The organism is Alteromonas lipotrueiana (assembly GCF_019249245.1).
Classification (GTDB): domain Bacteria; phylum Pseudomonadota; class Gammaproteobacteria; order Enterobacterales; family Alteromonadaceae; genus Alteromonas; species Alteromonas lipotrueiana.
Map to the genome: position 1 here is coordinate 86046 of NZ_JAESDK010000003.1, position 16380 is coordinate 102425.

8 protein-coding genes are annotated in these 16380 nt (G+C 47.4%); 2 read left to right on the forward strand and 6 right to left on the reverse strand.

The features are described from left to right. Positions 1 to 14 precede the first annotated feature (14 nt). The 4 genes from JK130_RS03370 to recC all read right to left on the reverse strand — a co-directional run bounded on the left by JK130_RS03370 (position 15) and on the right by recC (position 11600). Positions 15 to 2399 carry a zinc-dependent metalloprotease gene (locus JK130_RS03370; protein ID WP_246587679.1) on the reverse strand — a complete coding sequence of 795 codons (2385 nt, stop codon included), beginning with the start codon at positions 2397 to 2399 and terminating at the stop codon, positions 15 to 17. Between the two features lie 445 nt (positions 2400 to 2844). Continuing rightward, complete coding sequence (gene recD, locus JK130_RS03375) at positions 2845 to 4725, reverse strand: exodeoxyribonuclease V subunit alpha (protein ID WP_218352804.1); 1881 nt, start codon at positions 4723 to 4725, stop codon at positions 2845 to 2847. Further along, positions 4726 to 8307, reverse strand: coding sequence for an exodeoxyribonuclease V subunit beta (gene recB, locus JK130_RS03380; RefSeq protein ID WP_218352805.1), 3582 nt, complete (start codon positions 8305 to 8307; stop codon positions 4726 to 4728). Then, on the reverse strand, positions 8304 to 11600 hold the full coding sequence (gene recC, locus JK130_RS03385; RefSeq protein WP_218352806.1) for an exodeoxyribonuclease V subunit gamma: 3297 nt from the start codon (positions 11598 to 11600) through the stop codon (positions 8304 to 8306). Before recC ends, recB begins: the two co-directional genes overlap by 4 nt. Positions 11601 to 11775: 175 nt before the next feature. Between recC and JK130_RS03390 the strand changes: the two genes are divergently transcribed. Both JK130_RS03390 and JK130_RS03395 read left to right on the forward strand, forming a co-directional pair. Beyond that, positions 11776 to 12429 carry a dUTP diphosphatase gene (locus JK130_RS03390; protein ID WP_218352807.1) on the forward strand — a complete coding sequence of 218 codons (654 nt, stop codon included), beginning with the start codon at positions 11776 to 11778 and terminating at the stop codon, positions 12427 to 12429. Between the two features lie 405 nt (positions 12430 to 12834). Further along, positions 12835 to 13302, forward strand: a complete 468-nt coding sequence (locus JK130_RS03395) for a CreA family protein (protein ID WP_218352808.1) — start codon at positions 12835 to 12837, stop codon at positions 13300 to 13302. Here JK130_RS03395 and JK130_RS03400 read toward each other — a convergent pair. Next, positions 13282 to 14025 carry a transposase gene (locus JK130_RS03400; RefSeq protein WP_425514581.1) on the reverse strand — a complete coding sequence of 248 codons (744 nt, stop codon included), beginning with the start codon at positions 14023 to 14025 and terminating at the stop codon, positions 13282 to 13284. The genes JK130_RS03395 and JK130_RS03400 overlap by 21 nt on opposite strands. A gap of 633 nt (positions 14026 to 14658) precedes the next feature. Continuing rightward, on the reverse strand, positions 14659 to 16329 hold the full coding sequence (locus tag JK130_RS03405; RefSeq protein ID WP_218352810.1) for an AMP-binding protein: 1671 nt from the start codon (positions 16327 to 16329) through the stop codon (positions 14659 to 14661). Positions 16330 to 16380: the final 51 nt, after the last annotated feature.

Genomic DNA, 16380 nt, shown 5'->3' on the forward strand with positions numbered 1-16380 from the left:
GGTTTAAACTTTGATTAAATGGGCGACCCGGGGGGCAGCGCAGGCACATCGAATTCTGCCTGCCACAGTCCGGTTTCCCAATACCGGGTCATTTGCTGATGCAGCACTTTGGCTTCAATCAGGTCGCTGTCTTGTTTAAGCCAGTCAGTAAATTTGTACAACACCGCCTGCATTTCCAGTTTAACCTCAGGGGCCAGCTCAGGATTTTGTACCGCCTGCATCACTGCATTTAATGCCACCATACGCAAACGCTTTTGCAAACCATAGTCAGCCTCTTGTTTGTTGTACCAATGCTGCTCAAATATCCGTAAGGTAAGTGCATGAACACCGGGCAATGCACGTTCCTGATTAGCCTGCCAGACCAATCGGTTTAGCCGCTGGGGGTTTAGCAGCAGTTGCAGGCTGTAGTTGGCTGCCGAAGCCGCCGCCGATACCGGATCTAATGCCAGACCCATACGGCCGTTAAAATGTTCACGAGTAATATCATCACCATAAGCGGTGGGCGGGATCAATTTGATGATTGACTCAGGTAGACGCAAAAACTCAGCCGTGGTGGTATTAAGTACCGCTTTCATCGCTTGTTTCTGGACACCTGCGGCGACAGGCTGTTGTCCCTTAGGGGTGTCATAGTCGCCTTTTTGTTCGTATTCATACACCAGTCCGCCTACTTGTTTAGCTGCTGCAACGACTACAAAGCGATGTAACAGATACACCGGCACCAGAGCATCTTCTAATGCTGATAAACTGCGGTTTTCGGGCAGTGTGTTCAGACCAAAATTATTCAGCGCCAGCTCACGGATGCGCACCATTTTACTCAGCGCTTTAAGTGGATCGCTGCCATTTTCCCACATATGGCCGTTGGCAGAGGCACTGCCCGATGAGCGGCTATCAAAGTCGGTTTTAAAACTCAGTCCGGCGTCCCGGGTTTGTGTAATTTGCCCGGCAAGTCCGGTCTGCTCTTCCTGCTCATCAGAATAATCCTGATAACCATAAGCGATAGCATGTAAATCCCATTTACCCAGACCTTTATCATAAGCATCGGCCAGAGAAATTTTACCGTTGTTTAAGGTAATTTGTGGGTGCGGATAATCCATCACCGATTCGCGGCCATCTTCACTGGCTGCAAAGTTATGTGCCACACCCAAAGTGTGTCCTACCTCATGGGCTGAAAGCTGGCGGATTCGATCCAGTGCCATTTGTTGCTGCTCATTGGTTTGCGTAGAATCAGCAAAAGGACTGGTAAGCCCCAGAGCAATCAAGTAATCCTGGCGCACCCGCAGCGATCCCAACGTCACGTGCCCTTTGATAATTTCGCCAGTGCGTGGGTCCACCACTGAGCTTCCGTACGACCAGCCTCGAGTAGCCCGGTGTACCCATTGAATTACATTGTAACGTACATCCATCGGGTCAGCGTTTTCGGGTAAAACTTTTACCTGAAATGCGTTGGTGTAGCCTGCTGCTTCAAATGCCTGATTCCACCAGCTCGCGCCGTCTTTTAATGCGCTCATAACCGGTTCAGGGATACCCGGGTCGAGGTAGTACACGATAGGTTCAACCGGTTCGCTTTGTTCGGCGTCTATATCTTTTTTAGCCAAACGATGACGGGTAATGTAGCGTTGTTCCAGCGGCTCCGTGATGCCGGTCGCATAATCAAAAAAGCGGGTTTTCCAGTAACCGCTGTATGGGTGATAGACACGGGGCTGGTAGCCGTCTTCGGGTAGCGCAATAAAGCTATGGTGCAGATGTACTGTGATACTGGCCGCATCGGGCGCTACCGCCTGCACATACTTACCCGGGTTGCTACCGCCAAATGTGACCAGTGCTTCTAATTCTGTATTTTTCTTGAAGGCTTTAGAGCGCGGTAAAAACACACCGCTGCGCTGGGCATCGGCTTTATAACTGCCCTGCCCGGTTTGCTCTAATCGAGATGCAATGCCATGCACATCAGTAAGTAAGTAAGGGGTGTAATTGATAAGTATTTTGTCACTTTTGCCAGCCACCACCTCAAATCCGGCAATGACAGAATCGGCAAAGGCTTCGTTTACGCTGTTTTGTTCGGCCTGATTCTCAGTTTGAGCCCGAAACTGGGTATTCAGCTGTGTTAGCATCACCTTATTGCCGTAACGTTCAAACTGAACCAGACGGGTATCCCCTAACTGGCCGCGATCCAGCCCAATATCATTTGAACCCACACCATAAGGTAACGAGCTTTGAAACAACAATGGTGTGTCAAAGCGCGATAGCTCCAGATACACCTTGTCATTAGCCTTATCGTAGTAAAACGGTATAAACCCCTCTTTGTATGTCATGTCCCGGGTGAATTCTTTCACCCCCGGTAAGGCTGCCCAGACTACCGAGCAGTTTAAGATTAACGCTAACGCCCACCATTTACGCACCATTTTTCTCCCTGTTTTGAGCTACCACAAAGTTTGGGTTGCCGTTGCTATCACCACAACCAAATAAAAATCTCTCATTTAAAGTACCCGATTTGCAGGACACCCACACTAATATAGTCATTGGACACCCACCTTTATTGTGTACCAATTTACAGGACAGCCATCATTTGCCGGGACCTATGGAGTGTCTAACCTTAATATGAAACCTCAGCACAAAACTATTGTAAAACTATTGGACACCCACTTTTATTGTGTACCCGATTTACAGGACACCCACACTAATTTAGTCGTTGGACACCCATCATTAGCCAAGTCCTATGGAGTGTCTAACCTCAGTATGAAACCCTCAACAAAACCATTGGACACCCACTTTTATTGTGTAGCTGATTTATAGGACACCCACTCTACAGGCCAGACTTCAGCTTTGTCTCACGCCATTCGATCAGTCTCATTGTTCTGCCGTTTTTGCTGACTGTAGATGTTGTTCAAGCATATCGGCCAAACCCGAAAAGCGCTGTTGACGACGGGCTACCATCGCCTTGAAACGAGTTTCATTGCCTATCAAAGTACAGCCTTTTTTTGCCCGCGTAATGCCTGTATATAAAAGTTCACGACTGCATAAGCTGGCAATTTGCGCGCTGGTCGCCTCAGGTAACAACATCACCACCTGCTCAAATTCTGAGCCTTGTGATTTGTGAACGGTCATGGCAAATACAGTCTCCACCGCGGGCAACCGGGTAAGACTAATCGAACGTATCCCGGTATCGCTGGCAAACCAGGCTTTTAATTGCTGGTTTTCATCTGGCCAGATAACACCGACATCACCATTAAACAACTGCTGTGCATAATTATTTTCGACCACCATTACCGGACGTCCGGCGTAATGCATATGCTGAGTGGAGCCGCGATAAATCTTCAGAGCTTTTTCGATTCGCTGATTCAATGTATCTACCCCAAACGGACCGCGACGCAACGGCGTCAGCCACCGACAGCGATTCATCGCAGTAAGTGCTTGTTGTGGAGTTAGCGATAAGTCTAGCTGCGTTTTAAAGCAATCTCGGGCAAAGCGGTCAAATTGCGGTTCAAATATAGCTTCGTCTATATGTAAAACCTGTTCATTGGTGTATATCCGTGGCCCTTCATCTGGCGTAGATACACCGATACATTGCCAGGCCTGATCCCCGTTGGCCACGCGGATGGCGCTGGCTACTTTGGCTAGCTGTCCGGCAAAGCGGCGGCTGATTTGCAGCTTCTGTACATAGTCACGGCTTTGCTGGGTTACCTCTAACGCCGGTAAATGCCCGCAAGTGTTTGTCAAATGCTCAGCCAGGTCTGAACTTACTCCCGTAAATAGCTGTTGACCGGTAAGAGCTTCAAGCACATTGCCTGATTCTACGGCTGGCAACTGGTCGGCATCCCCCACCAGTATCAGTGACGCGGTATCAGGCAGCGCTCGCACCAAACGGGCCATCAGGGCCATATCTATCATTGAAGCTTCATCTACAATAAGCACATCACATTGCAATAAATTACGCTGATGGCTACGGGTATCTATCCCAAACCGATTGATGCCTAGTAACCGGTGCAACGTAACCGCGTTGGTTGGAATTGTCGCCACCAGCGTCTCGTCCAACTTGCCCTCAAGCTGCTGCAGGCTGGCAGCGATTGATTCGTTCATACGCTGCGCCGCCTTGCCTGTAGGTGCAGCCAGAACAATTCGCGCTTGCCCGGCGGCCATACTTTGCAGCGCCAGCAATAAGCGGGTAACGGTATAGGTTTTGCCGGTGCCCGGTCCGCCGCTAATAATGGTGAACCGCTGTCGCAGGGCACTAGCTGTGGCCACTTGCTGCCAGTCCTGAGTTTCACTTTTCTGGGTATCGAACAATACCGGCCATAAGGCACCAATGACCTGGCGCTGCGTGTCGGTCAGTGGTCGGCTGGCAATTTTAGGAGCCAACACCCCTGCGACATCTTGCTCAAATTGCCAGTAACGACGAGTATACAAACGGTTGGCTACCAGCACTAACGCATCTCCCGTTAATGGTTGCGCTACACCTTCGGTCGCCACCTGTAGTAACCGGTCTAAATTCGGATATTGCCAGCCAGAAAGCTCTTGCTCTGCATCATCAAATAATTTCTGCCCCGCCAATTGTTGCAGATCCGCGCAGGTATGCCCCTGACGGACCAGCGCGCTTAAACCGATAAGCAACATAAACCAGTCTTTGTACTGAGCATTTTCTTGTGCGGTGAACTGGCCGGCAAACCAGTAATCTATGGCTTCAATGCCATCGAGACTGGCCAGGGTATCGGCAAACATCTTTTGTTTCATCTAGCTTGCCTCTGCGTGCTTGAAAATAGCATCTAAAGCCAATAATTGATCTTCTGTTGGTCTTGCGTAATACACGCCTTGTTGCTGCTGGTTGTCCGGGTGCATGCCTCGCAGGTACAAATAATATACACCGCCAAAATGCTCTGACGGCGTATAGTCTGGCAATTTGGTTTGCAGATACCGGTGCAATGCTACGGCATAAATCAGGTACTGCAGGTCGTACAAGTGATGCTGATTATTCTGTGTTAATTGGGTGGGCTCGTAACCACCAAAATGGTCGCCCAAATGAGTAGATTTGTAATCAGCGATAAAATAGCGGCCGTCGTATTCAAAAATCAAATCAATAAACCCATGCATCAGACCTTCAAGCTTTTTAGTATCCAGATTCACCATAAAAGGGCCCTGCGCGGGGTCTTGGTTACGGTAGCCGCCCAGAAACTGATTCAGCTGATACAAATTGACGGTATTTAGCGGAAAATAAAATTCGGCTTCGCGTAACGTTGCTTTTTCAGACAAGGTATTTAGTGTTAGCCCGTCATCATTTAACGGGGTAGCTAACACCTCGTCAAGCCATTCAAAAAAATCCGGCAGCTGATCATTGGAAATACCAAAACGCTGGGCCATATCCATTGCGCTGGCCTGCCAGTCTGGCTCGGTGAAATCGGTATGTTCAAGAATATCGTGCAATAAATTGCCGGCGGCCGCACCTTTGGTAAAGCGAAACCGCAAAGGGAGATGTTGGGCGTCGGCCTCGCCCTCCGCAGCTAGCAACCGGGTATTGTCCAATTCGGCCTCACGCCGGGTTCGATTAACTACTTGCTGTCTACGCGCCAGTGCAGAGAACGAATATAAGCGCCAGCGTTCAGTCACCTCCCCTTCAAAGGTGTCGACGCTAAGGGGCTGAAGGGGGATATCATATTGATGCAATTGGCGCAGCGATAAATTCAGTGGAACAGGCACATACGCCGTGTGTTCCCTCCCTTCTGCTGCGATGCTTTTAATGGCTTGCTGCCAGTCATCTGCAGCCTCAATTCCAAGCGCCTGAGCCAGAGCACTTTGCTGATGTTTTTCAAAGGGCGCGACCCCCAAATAGCAACGCTGCGCCGCGCGGGTGACCGCTACATACAACAGCCTGACCGACTCGGCATTGCCCTCAAGACGAACCCGCTCGATAGCGTTTTCGCTGCGGCCCAACATCAATGTCAGTCCAGATTTCTGGTCATCGTAATAGCGGTAAAAGGCCTGATATTGTTTTCCTACTTTGGCCGGGTCTCTAAAGTCGCTGGCAAATGGAACAAACACAATAGGATATTCAAGACCTTTTGAGCCATGTTGAGTGATTAGCTGAATCAGCTGTGCGTCACTTTCAAGACGCTGAATTTGTTCCTGAGCCAGTTGCGGTTCGCTAATTTGCCGATGCAGCCAGATTAATAGCTGTTCGGCATGTTCCTGCGCCGCGGCTTCTCGTTCAAGTACCTCTGATAAATGCAGATAATTGGTCAGCCGCCGCTCCATATTATCTTCAAAGGTTGCAAAATGTTCTTCCAGTAAATATAGAATTAAGGTCATGCATCCACGGTGTACCCACATCTGACGTAACAACAGGATCTGGTCCATGATTTGCTCCCACGCGTGGTCATCTTCGTGGTACAAAAGATTGGTCAGTTGAGCATGAGAAAGCCCGAATAATGGGCTGGACAACGCCGCTGACAGACGATTGGATTGCTGATAGTTCCATATACCATCCAACACCCGGTACAAATCCTGTGCTTCTGCAGAGGCAAACAAATTGGTGCGGTTGCTTAAAAACACCGAGGCCAGATTAACTCTGCGCAGGGCATTTTGTACCACCGCGGCCTCGGGACCACTACGCACCAGAATAGCAATGTCCTGCGGTTGAACGGCGTTCTCGCCTAAGCGCGCATCATTGAGCAGACGTACAATCTCATCGGCCATCCAGCGTGCCAGTTGTTGTTGCAACTGGCCTTTGGCTGGCTTATCGCCTAATTCATCGGTGTCGACACAGGCGTAGGTCAGTGCGGCCCGCTCTGCTTGTTCGTCGTGCAACAGAGCGTTGTTGGCTTTGGCATGTTCGGTAGCCCTCACCGGCTCATAGGTAATACCAAAACCAAATACATCGGCGGGTGCATCGGTAAGCGGCGCTCCGTAAAACAACCGGTTATAACTGGCCACCATCGGCGCGGTAGAGCGCCAGTTGGTGTCCATCACCCAGCGGTGATCAGCGCTGTTTCCTGCTTCAAGATAGGTAAATATATCGCCCCCACGAAACCCATAAATAGCTTGTTTGGGATCGCCTATCATTAGCAATACCTGCAAGCAAGCCGGCTGATAAATATTAGACAAAATCTGATACTGACTGGCGTCGGTATCCTGAAACTCATCAATAAGGGCAGCGGGGTATTTCTGGCGTAATTGCATGGCCAGCGGTGTGTCAGGAGCGCTGACCTGATTTGCCAGCAACGTTATCAAATCGTCAAAATCTACCAAACCCTGCTGTCTTTTTTGGCGAACCACATGCTGGCGAATGAACTCAAACCCCTGGGCAATAACCTGCATAGCCGGAGCTTGCTCCAACATGGTGTCATGTTGTTTTTGTTGGTCTGCCAACGTTTTTTTGATGTTATTAGCAAAATCGCGAAGTTGCGCAAATATCGGTTTGAGCTCCGGACACGATTTGAACCGGCTATGGTGAGCAAACTTGTTAAAGTCTGCGGGTAACGGTTTTGCTTCTTTAGACCCCAGCCACTGCAAAATTTCCTGCCACTGCGCCGCGCGCACTTCAGAGTCTTTTACATTGGCAACCAGGCAGGTTTCGATATCACTGACAAAAGGCGCTAGTTGGGCTTCCTGTAGCGCAAATTCTGTCTGCAGATCTTCATTGTATTTGCGTAGGGATGATTCAGCCTGCTGCTTGATTTGTTCTGGCTTGAGAAACTGGGGCTCTAAACCTGAACGTATTGCACTTTCAAAGGTATTGAGCAGCGCTTCGGGGATATGCCAGCCATGCTGCATAAGCAAATGATACGCCTCTGCGTTTTTAGCCTGGTGGCGTATCCAGTCTTGGGCAGCCTGTAAATACAGCGCTCTGGTATCGGTAGATAACGACAACTGCATGGCTGCCGCGCTGGTAAAGGCCAGCTCGGACAAAATGCGATTGCAAAACCCGTGAATAGTGAATACTGCGGCTTCATCCAGCTCTAACAGGGCGGCTTCAATAATAGTTTGGTGTACAGGCTCGTGAAACTGTGCATAAAGTGCGCTAAATACCGGGTCCGCGCCATCAGGCAGATACCCCGTTTCTGCCGCATCCCGCCATAAAGTAGCGGCATCGCGCAGGGTTTCGGCAATACGACCCCGAATTTCCTCTGTGGCAGCATTGGTAAACGTCATGACCAGAATCTGTTGCACCGTAAGCTGCTTTTCTAAAAGCAAACGCAGGTACAGCCGGGTAATATTAAATGTTTTACCGGTACCGGCACTGGCTTCAATTAAATGTCGGCCAGATAAAGGCATGCTGGTGACATTTAACGGGCGGGCAGTAACAGAAGCACTGCGACTCATAGCTTTTTCTCCGAATACTGATTGAGCAATGGTCGATACAATGTCTCGTATTGTTGTAAAGGCAGGTCTTCAAGTAATAATCCATGGGGGAAAAACCACTTCAAATACGGATCTTCCTTCAGGCCCGCGCTTACGCTATTGCCTTCCCAGAGTTTTTGCCATTCAAACTGGGCATCATTTGCACCGGCCCAATCTTCAAGGGACTGGTCTTTGGCTTTACGCAGTAAGGTTAGTGCCGCATCTGCGAGCCAGGCAGACGGCTGCACGTTTAGCTTACAAAATGCCTCGGTGACTGCAGTTAGCAAACTGTCAGCGTCTTCGGCGCTAAAGGGCATCAGGGTCGCTTTATAGAGCGTCGGCTCTCCTTTTGGCCATTTACAAAAATAACTGAGTATCCCCACAGGCTGACCTTGAGCATTGGCCATTAGCATACAGATGTATTGCTGTAGCATTCGTGCCGTGTTTTGCGAACCACTATGCCAATTAACGATAAAGTGGGTGTCCTGCGTTTCTGGTTCAGACTGCTGCCACACGGTGGTAGTTAACTGACTTTGCCCAAAGTACCAAGAATAGGTTTGCTTGATTAAAGTATGGCTGTCTACGTGTGCCATCAGTAATTGCGATGCACAATCCCACTGACCAAGCAGCTCTTCTGTTAAAGGCGTAGCCGGCAACGCCCCTGAAAGCTGCGCCTGGCGAACGATGTCATTGGTATCACTTTGCTCACTTCGCGCTTCATTTAATGCGCTCAGGGTTTGATAACGAGTAAGATTATCGGCGCTAAATGGCTCAGCGTCACTAAGGATTGGCTGCACGGCTTCCAGATATAAGCCCAGTTGCTGGTTAGCAAAATATTTGAAAGGCTGACACAACGCCCGCGCTATCATCGCCGGGCTTATGGTTTCAGGTAAATGAGCTTCGGGTAAGGAGTTAAATGTGCCCACCGGTTGCTCATGATGTACCGCAATGGCCTGAGCTAGTCTCAGCCAACCTTTTTCAAAGCCAGGCTGTGGACGTTGAAATCCCGAAACACTAAAAGGATGCAAGGGCATTTGTCTGGGTTTGGCTGCGTTGGGACTGTAAGCACTTAGCACTTGCTGAAATTCAGCCAACACTAAGGATGGCTGACGCTCGCTGTTATCCTGAGCGCTGTTTGCCTGATAGCTTAAATACAAATGAGTACGGGCTGAAATCAAAGCCTCTAAAAACAAGTAGCGATCTTCAAGGCGTCTTGAACGATCGCCTATCTTGCGACTGGAGCCTGCCATCAGGTCGATACTGATAGGCTGTGATAAACGGGGAAACTCTCCATCATTTAAACCTAATATGCATACCACCTTAAACGGGATGCTACGCATCGGTAGCATAGAACAAAACGTCACCTGACCGGTTAAAAAATGATTGCCTGCATCTGGCGATGAAAAGCGCTTCATCAACACTTCTTTTATTTGTCTGAGTGTAAGCTGAGCATTGTAATCAGCTTCATCACAGTGGGTGGCTAAATCGGCGGTCGCTTTACTGATGCTTTCCCAGACATCCAGATGGTCGCTGTCTGGTTCAAAACAGTCAACACGCATGGCCATCAAAAACTGATGCCAGTCTGTGGCGGTGCGTGGCTGATTTAACTCACTGGCGTAATGTTTAAGCTGACTAACCAGGCTTATCAGTTTGCCCAGTACCACACTGTTCTGCCCTTCTACGTGAGGCACACTTAGCATATCGTTGTAAATGCATGCGGTGTCGCCCAGGGCCATGCCGGTAAGTAAACGCTCGAGCCCCCAGTACCAGCTGAAAGCGTAGTTGTCGTCGACCTGTCGGGTTACCTGACTTTTGTGCTGGCCATTTAACCCCCAATGTACGTGGGCCTGCTCTAACCAGTATTGCATAAGATCAAGATCTTCGGCTGCCAGACCAAATTTTTTTCGCATGGCATCCAAACGCAGATAATCCATAATTTTAGACACTTCAAAACGACTGTCAGGCAGGCTTAGCAAGCTTAAAAAAGCAGCAATTAAAGGTTCGGCGTCCAGTGGCGAGCGATCGGCAATAGAACACGCAATTCGGGGGGGCGTAGTTTGCGTGGGTGCAGGCGTTCCAATTCGATGAAAAACCGCATCAATCAGTGGTGCATAATCTTCGATTGCCGGGCACATAACCACAATGTCGCCGGGAGCGAGCTCGGGATTTTGTTGCATCTGGTACAACAAATAGTCATGCAAACCCTGCACTTCTCGAAGTGGGCTGTGCGCTTTAGTCAGAGTAATGCTGTCGTCGGCTTGAGCATCAGCGGCGGAGCGGCCGGCCGGCTGTGCGTGTAAAATGTCTTGTTGCACCTGACTTAACAGGGTACCGGTACTTTGCGACTCATCTGGCGCCGAGATGTCAAAGGCACTGACCTCAAAAGTATCGAGTTCGGTGAGCAAGTTAAACAGATCACGGCCCTGTTTGCCCAGGTTCCCTAATAAAGGGTTATCCTGATTAGCATGTTGCCACTGAGCTATCCCCTGCTCCCGAAGCAAACGCGCCTGTTCCCGATCGCTTTTGGTCTCTCCCCAATAAGAAATACTGGGGTTCAGATGAAACAAATGAATGTCTGTATGCTGCGCCAGCGCATCAAAAAACTGAACCAGTTGTGGGGCCATAGTGTTAATTGCAAACACAACTATCCGCTCTGGAAGCGTTTTACAGCCGTGTTCATGCAAGGCGGTGACTGCCTGCTGATGTAACCTGGCCGGGTGTAACGGCTCAACATCGACCAGCCTGCGCCATATAGCAGCTTGCCAACGTTCATCTTCATTGCCTTGCAATACCGTAGCATTATCTTCCCAGGCAAAAAGCCACTCAGGCCGATACAACTGATATTGTTCAAACACATCGGCTAAAGCAGTAGCAAACTGCAGCCTTTGAACCGCCTGCTCGTCGGCATCTTCAATATGCTGCCAATAACGACACACCGGTTTTGCTTCGGGCAGGTCGCAAAACTCCTGTTGCTGGATAAGCTTTTCTATACGCCAAACCAATACTTCGCGTCGATAAACCGATTGCCGGGGAACTTTATCTTCTCCTAGTATCGTTCGGGCCGTATCCCACATAAATCGGATAGGTAACGGAAACGTCAGGTTCATCGCAATACCCTGCTCGCGGGCCAGTTCCATATTCAGCCAATGCTGCATTCCAGGGCTTTCTACCAGTATAGTTTCGGCTTGCAGAGGCGGCCCGGGTTGTTGCTTAAGCAAGGCGCCGAGCAAAAAGCTTAAGTGTTCAAGTTTGTTTGAAGGATAAAGTGCAAGCAAGATAAGCCATTGTTATAAAGTGTTTTGCTCATAGTAAAAGATATTAACAGCGAACTCTAGCTACTCACCTTAGTTTTGATACGCACTAACCGGGGAACAAAAATTGGCCGAGACGGTGCTTTGCAGTCGTTTGTAGCTTAGGTACAATTGGCGTTTTTGCGCAAGGCTTTTCAAAATGCTAACCCAACAACACATTGCAACCATGTTGTCTTTACAGGACAAAATGAACACTAAGGTAAATCCCGAGTGGCTTAATGCCGGCTATGGCTATTTACGCGCCGCTATGGTGGAGTCAGTAGAGGCCATTGAACATCACGGTTGGAAATGGTGGAAAGCCCAAACCAAAGACCTCGCACAGCTGCAAATGGAATTAGTGGATATCTGGCATTTCGCACTTTCAGATATTTTAATAAAACATCATGGCGATATTGACCATGCAGCTACCCGGTTATCCCAAGAGCTGGATGCATCATACGATAATCTGGATTTTGATGGCGCGACTTATTACTTTGCTGAACAATCTTTACTGGATAATTTAGAGCTAATGGCCGGCCTGTGCGCCGCCAAGCGTTTCAGCGTATCATTGTTTATGAAAATTGTTGGCCAGTGTGACATGTCTTCTGCGGAATTATACCGTCAGTATGTGGGTAAAAACGTGCTTAACTTTTTCCGACAGGATAATGGCTACAAAGATGGGTCATATGTAAAAAACTGGGATGGCCGCGAAGACAACGAACATCTGGTTGAAGTATTAGAAGCACTGGATATTAATGAAGCAACCTACAGCCAAATGGTGTACGAAGGCCTGCGCCTACGCTACCCGAGCTAACGCACTTTTGGACAGTCACCCATACTATGGACAGTCACTAAGACGCTTTAACCTGCATTTATGACTGTCTTAGTTATGTTTGGACAGTCACCCATACTATGGACAGTCACTAAGAAGCTTAAGCCTGCATTTATGACTGTCTTAGTTATGCAAAGGAAAATCTTTAATGAGGTCTTATTGCGTTTCAAATATTGCGTCAAACCAAAGACTGTAGCACTCGTGCCGGCAACCGGCGTATTGTAGAGCAATTAGTTATATTTTTATTGCTGTGTTATCTCAATTCTAAACACGCTCCTGCAGAATACTTTTTTATTCTTTTGAAATAGTTGACCTTAAACCGCCCTTGACACATAAAAAGCGATATAAACAGGTTTTCAAATAAAACAATATTAAAAAGGCATGACTATGTTACGAAAATTGGCACTGGTGCTGTTAGCCGGAAGTATGGTTGGATGTGGAGATAGCGAAGTTGGCGACGTCTCGCTGGGGTTGTTCACCACCAAAGATATTAAAATAGACTCCCTGAAGGATCCCATTGTGACGGGTGTAACTTGCCATATCTCTAGTGTAGAAGCAGACCTGGATTTTTCCGATCCCTCTGATAGCTCTATCGCTTGTCGTCAAACAGGGGACATTACGGCCCAAATGATTGAGGAGATTGACAAGTCTTCTTCAGGGGAAATTGTGTTTAAGAAATCTAAAAGTGTGTTTTTCAAAAACATGAAGGTTCGTCGGATTTTTGATAAAGACTCACAAACACTCATGTATGTTTCATATTCGACCAAAGAATCATCTGGTAGTTATAAACACAGCTTATCAACCGTCCCTTTATGGAACAGCCAGGCCTACAATTCAACAAGCGTCGGCGATTGAAGATACTACCAATCGTGTTCGAGCGATTTTCATACTAATCCTGGTGCCAAATTTGGCTTCAATGGCACCGATTAGACTTTGCCAGTCACGTTCTGAAAGTTGATGTTTTTTCAAGGTGGTTGCTTTAGAAATTTCACAGGGTTTGTCACTCCTGATTATACGCTGACAGGTGGTCTGAATAAGGGCCAGATAGTCGCTCAATAAAAAAGGTAAGCCTCTGCTGTGTTGTTTCAGGTTATTATTAAAGTGACACAACCGATTTGGTTGCGCGTTGTGTTTTGCTGCGTTCAGCCGTTTTTTAATACTTGTATAGGCCGAAGATTGGGGATTTTTCGCCATATTAGCCCGAACCGGGTTCAGGTCAACATACGCCATACAGGCAAGTAGCGCTGGCTCATCGAGCAAAGCCTGTGACTTAAAACGCCCTTCCCAGAAGTGTCCAGTGCAATGGTCTTCTTTGTTAGCTTTGCGCGCAATATATTCATTTAATAGTCGCATATACCAGCTTATATCAAATAAACGTCGCCGGTAGACTTCAATCGTCGCTTTTACTGAGTTAATTTCTGCGTCAGTCAACCTGATACGCTCAGGCTCGTACATATAACGTCGGGTCAAAACAGTGCCTTTATGTAGTTTATGCCAACGCTTAAGTACTTCTAAATCTGACCATTTTAATGCTTGTTGTTTGTCTACAAATAAAACCAGGTGAGTATGATTACTCATCACCGCATAAGCACAGATTTCAATTGAAAAAACTGAACTCAGAAATAGAATTCTTTGTTCAACCCAGTGTCGTCGGTGCTCATAACTTTTACCACTAGAAGGGTCTTTACCGCATAAAAATGCTTTGCGAACACATCGAGAAATACAGTGATAGTATGGGGTATCATCCAATGATATTAGACATTTTCTTGGGCGAGGCATATTTGATGTTCAGCTCAGGATCAGACTTTGTCAGAGAGCAACTGTGCCGCTTACTGAGACCTATTTCTACTGTACGCAGGTACGTAAAATATCACACATGGTAAACAGACTACCTATACAGACAAATTGGGTAAGTTCGAAAATTTTGATTTATAAAATCAAGATGAAAGTGAGTAACACAACGGAAATAGTCAGCCAGTTTTTGTATAAAATATTTAAGTTTACTCGATGGCTATCCAGCTTTCGCTAAAGATTTCAATCATCTACCAGTTTATATTTCTAGTAGTTCAGATGTAAATACAACGGTGAAAACCAAAAAGCCGGTTACAACTTATTGAAACCAGCTTTTGAAACGGTACACAAGAATATTTCAATGATTGTTGCTTCCAGAAGCGTTTTTCTACCCAGTATTGGTTACCTGTTAACTATCGGTTATACAAAAACAATCTTTTCGTGGTAGGAAGCATGAATCGTTTCATCGTAATGCGCTTCTAATAGATGCCGTTTGACTTTAAGAGTTGGCGTTAGCAACCCGTTTTCAATAGTCCAGGGCTCATTAACGACCAATAAATGGTCGAGCTTTTGATGACTCTCTAACTTGCTGTTCACCTTATTAAGTGTTTTTTCTAGCTTTTGGCTAATTTCGGTTTTATCGTGTTGCTTTGCTGGTTCACTTAATACCAGCAACCCCACCGGTTGGGGCAGATTCGTTCCTGTCACGCAGACTTGTTCAATCAGCGAGTTCTCCATGAGCGCCGCCTCTATAGGCGATGGCGTAACATACTTTCCTTTGGCCGTTTTAAAAATATCTTTCAAACGACCAGTGATACGAATATAGCCTTCATCATCCATTTGACCTTTATCGCCCGTTTTTAAAAAGCCATCGGGGGTAAAAGTTTCTACGGTTTTTTCAGGCTCCAGGTAGTATTCGACCATGTTACAGGGTGATTTAACCTGAATTTCTCCTTCTTTAGATAAACGAATATCCACACCTTCGTAGGCTTTACCAATACAACCTATTTTATCTTCTCTGAATGGAACACTGGCGCTTCCATAAGCACTGTTTTCAGTCATGCCCCATCCTTCTGATATATCAATGCCAATTTTATGGAACCATTGAATGATAGGTGGCGCCAGCGGGGCCGAACCACTGGCCCAAAAGCGTGCTTTATCCAGCCCCAGGCCTTGTCGAATTTTACGTGCAATGATGTTGTTTATGACCGGGATACTGAGTAAAAAGCTGAGCTTTTTTTGAGACATTTTTGCCAGCACGCCCATCTGAAACTTTGTCCATAGGCGTGGCACTGAAATAAACAAGGTAGGTTGGCAAGTATGTACATCACGCTGAAATGTATCCAAAGACTCAACGAAGAAAATTTGTGGTCCCCCATAAAATGAAGCCAGTTCTACCAATACGCGTTCGGTAATATGAGCCAACGGCAGATAGCTCAATAGACGGTCTTTTTCATTCATTGTAAGTGATGACAATGAATTTTGTGCGGCCCAACATATGGTTTTGTAGGTATGCACGACACCTTTAGGCTGGCCTGTACTGCCAGAAGTGTAAATGATGGTCATCACCGCATCCAGACTTGGTTCGGGGTTATCAGCTAACGGCGCACAATCTATAAAATCATTCCAATTCTGTCCTTTACTAATGCCTGGGTATGGAAAGCACACTGTCGGGCAGGATTCAGGAATTGCGGCAAGCTGAGCTTTGGTATTGTCCAATTTACCGATAAACATCAGCTTTACGTCGGCATGTTTTATCACATACTGAATAGTGCTTTCGCCCGCCGAACCAAAAATTGGTACCGAGATATGCCCTGCCATCATTATGCCCAGGTCTGTAATAAACCATTCAGCGCAGTTTTTAGCAAATATGGCAATACGGCTACCAGGTTCAAATTCCATTTGTCGTAATCGCGCAGCAACCCGGCGAGCCTGCTCGGCCACGTTAGCCCAGGTGTACGTTTGCAGCTCTCCATCACGCGGCTGGTGTAAAAAAGCCTCTTGTGCGCGCTCGCGTTCCCATTTGTACAGCATACTCAGGGGCGTTTCTGTCACGGCTGATACTTCGGTGGCAGTAAAATCCAGCGGCATAGTTTTGTCCTTTGCGCTTTAGTTAACACAGTATTCACAAATATATAATAA

Bases quoted from the DNA above. Each gene is read 5' to 3' on its own strand.
- JK130_RS03400 (WP_425514581.1), bottom strand. From the start codon at position 14,025: ATGAGTAATCATACTCACCTGGTTTTATTTGTAGACAAACAACAAGCA.
- JK130_RS03370 (WP_246587679.1), bottom strand. From the start codon at position 2,399: ATGGTGCGTAAATGGTGGGCGTTAGCGTTAATCTTAAACTGCTCGGTA.
- JK130_RS03395 (WP_218352808.1), top strand. From the start codon at position 12,835: ATGTTACGAAAATTGGCACTGGTGCTGTTAGCCGGAAGTATGGTTGGA.
- JK130_RS03390 (WP_218352807.1), top strand. From the start codon at position 11,776: ATGCTAACCCAACAACACATTGCAACCATGTTGTCTTTACAGGACAAA.
- recB (WP_218352805.1), bottom strand. From the start codon at position 8,307: ATGAGTCGCAGTGCTTCTGTTACTGCCCGCCCGTTAAATGTCACCAGC.
- recD (WP_218352804.1), bottom strand. From the start codon at position 4,725: ATGAAACAAAAGATGTTTGCCGATACCCTGGCCAGTCTCGATGGCATT.
- JK130_RS03405 (WP_218352810.1), bottom strand. From the start codon at position 16,329: ATGCCGCTGGATTTTACTGCCACCGAAGTATCAGCCGTGACAGAAACG.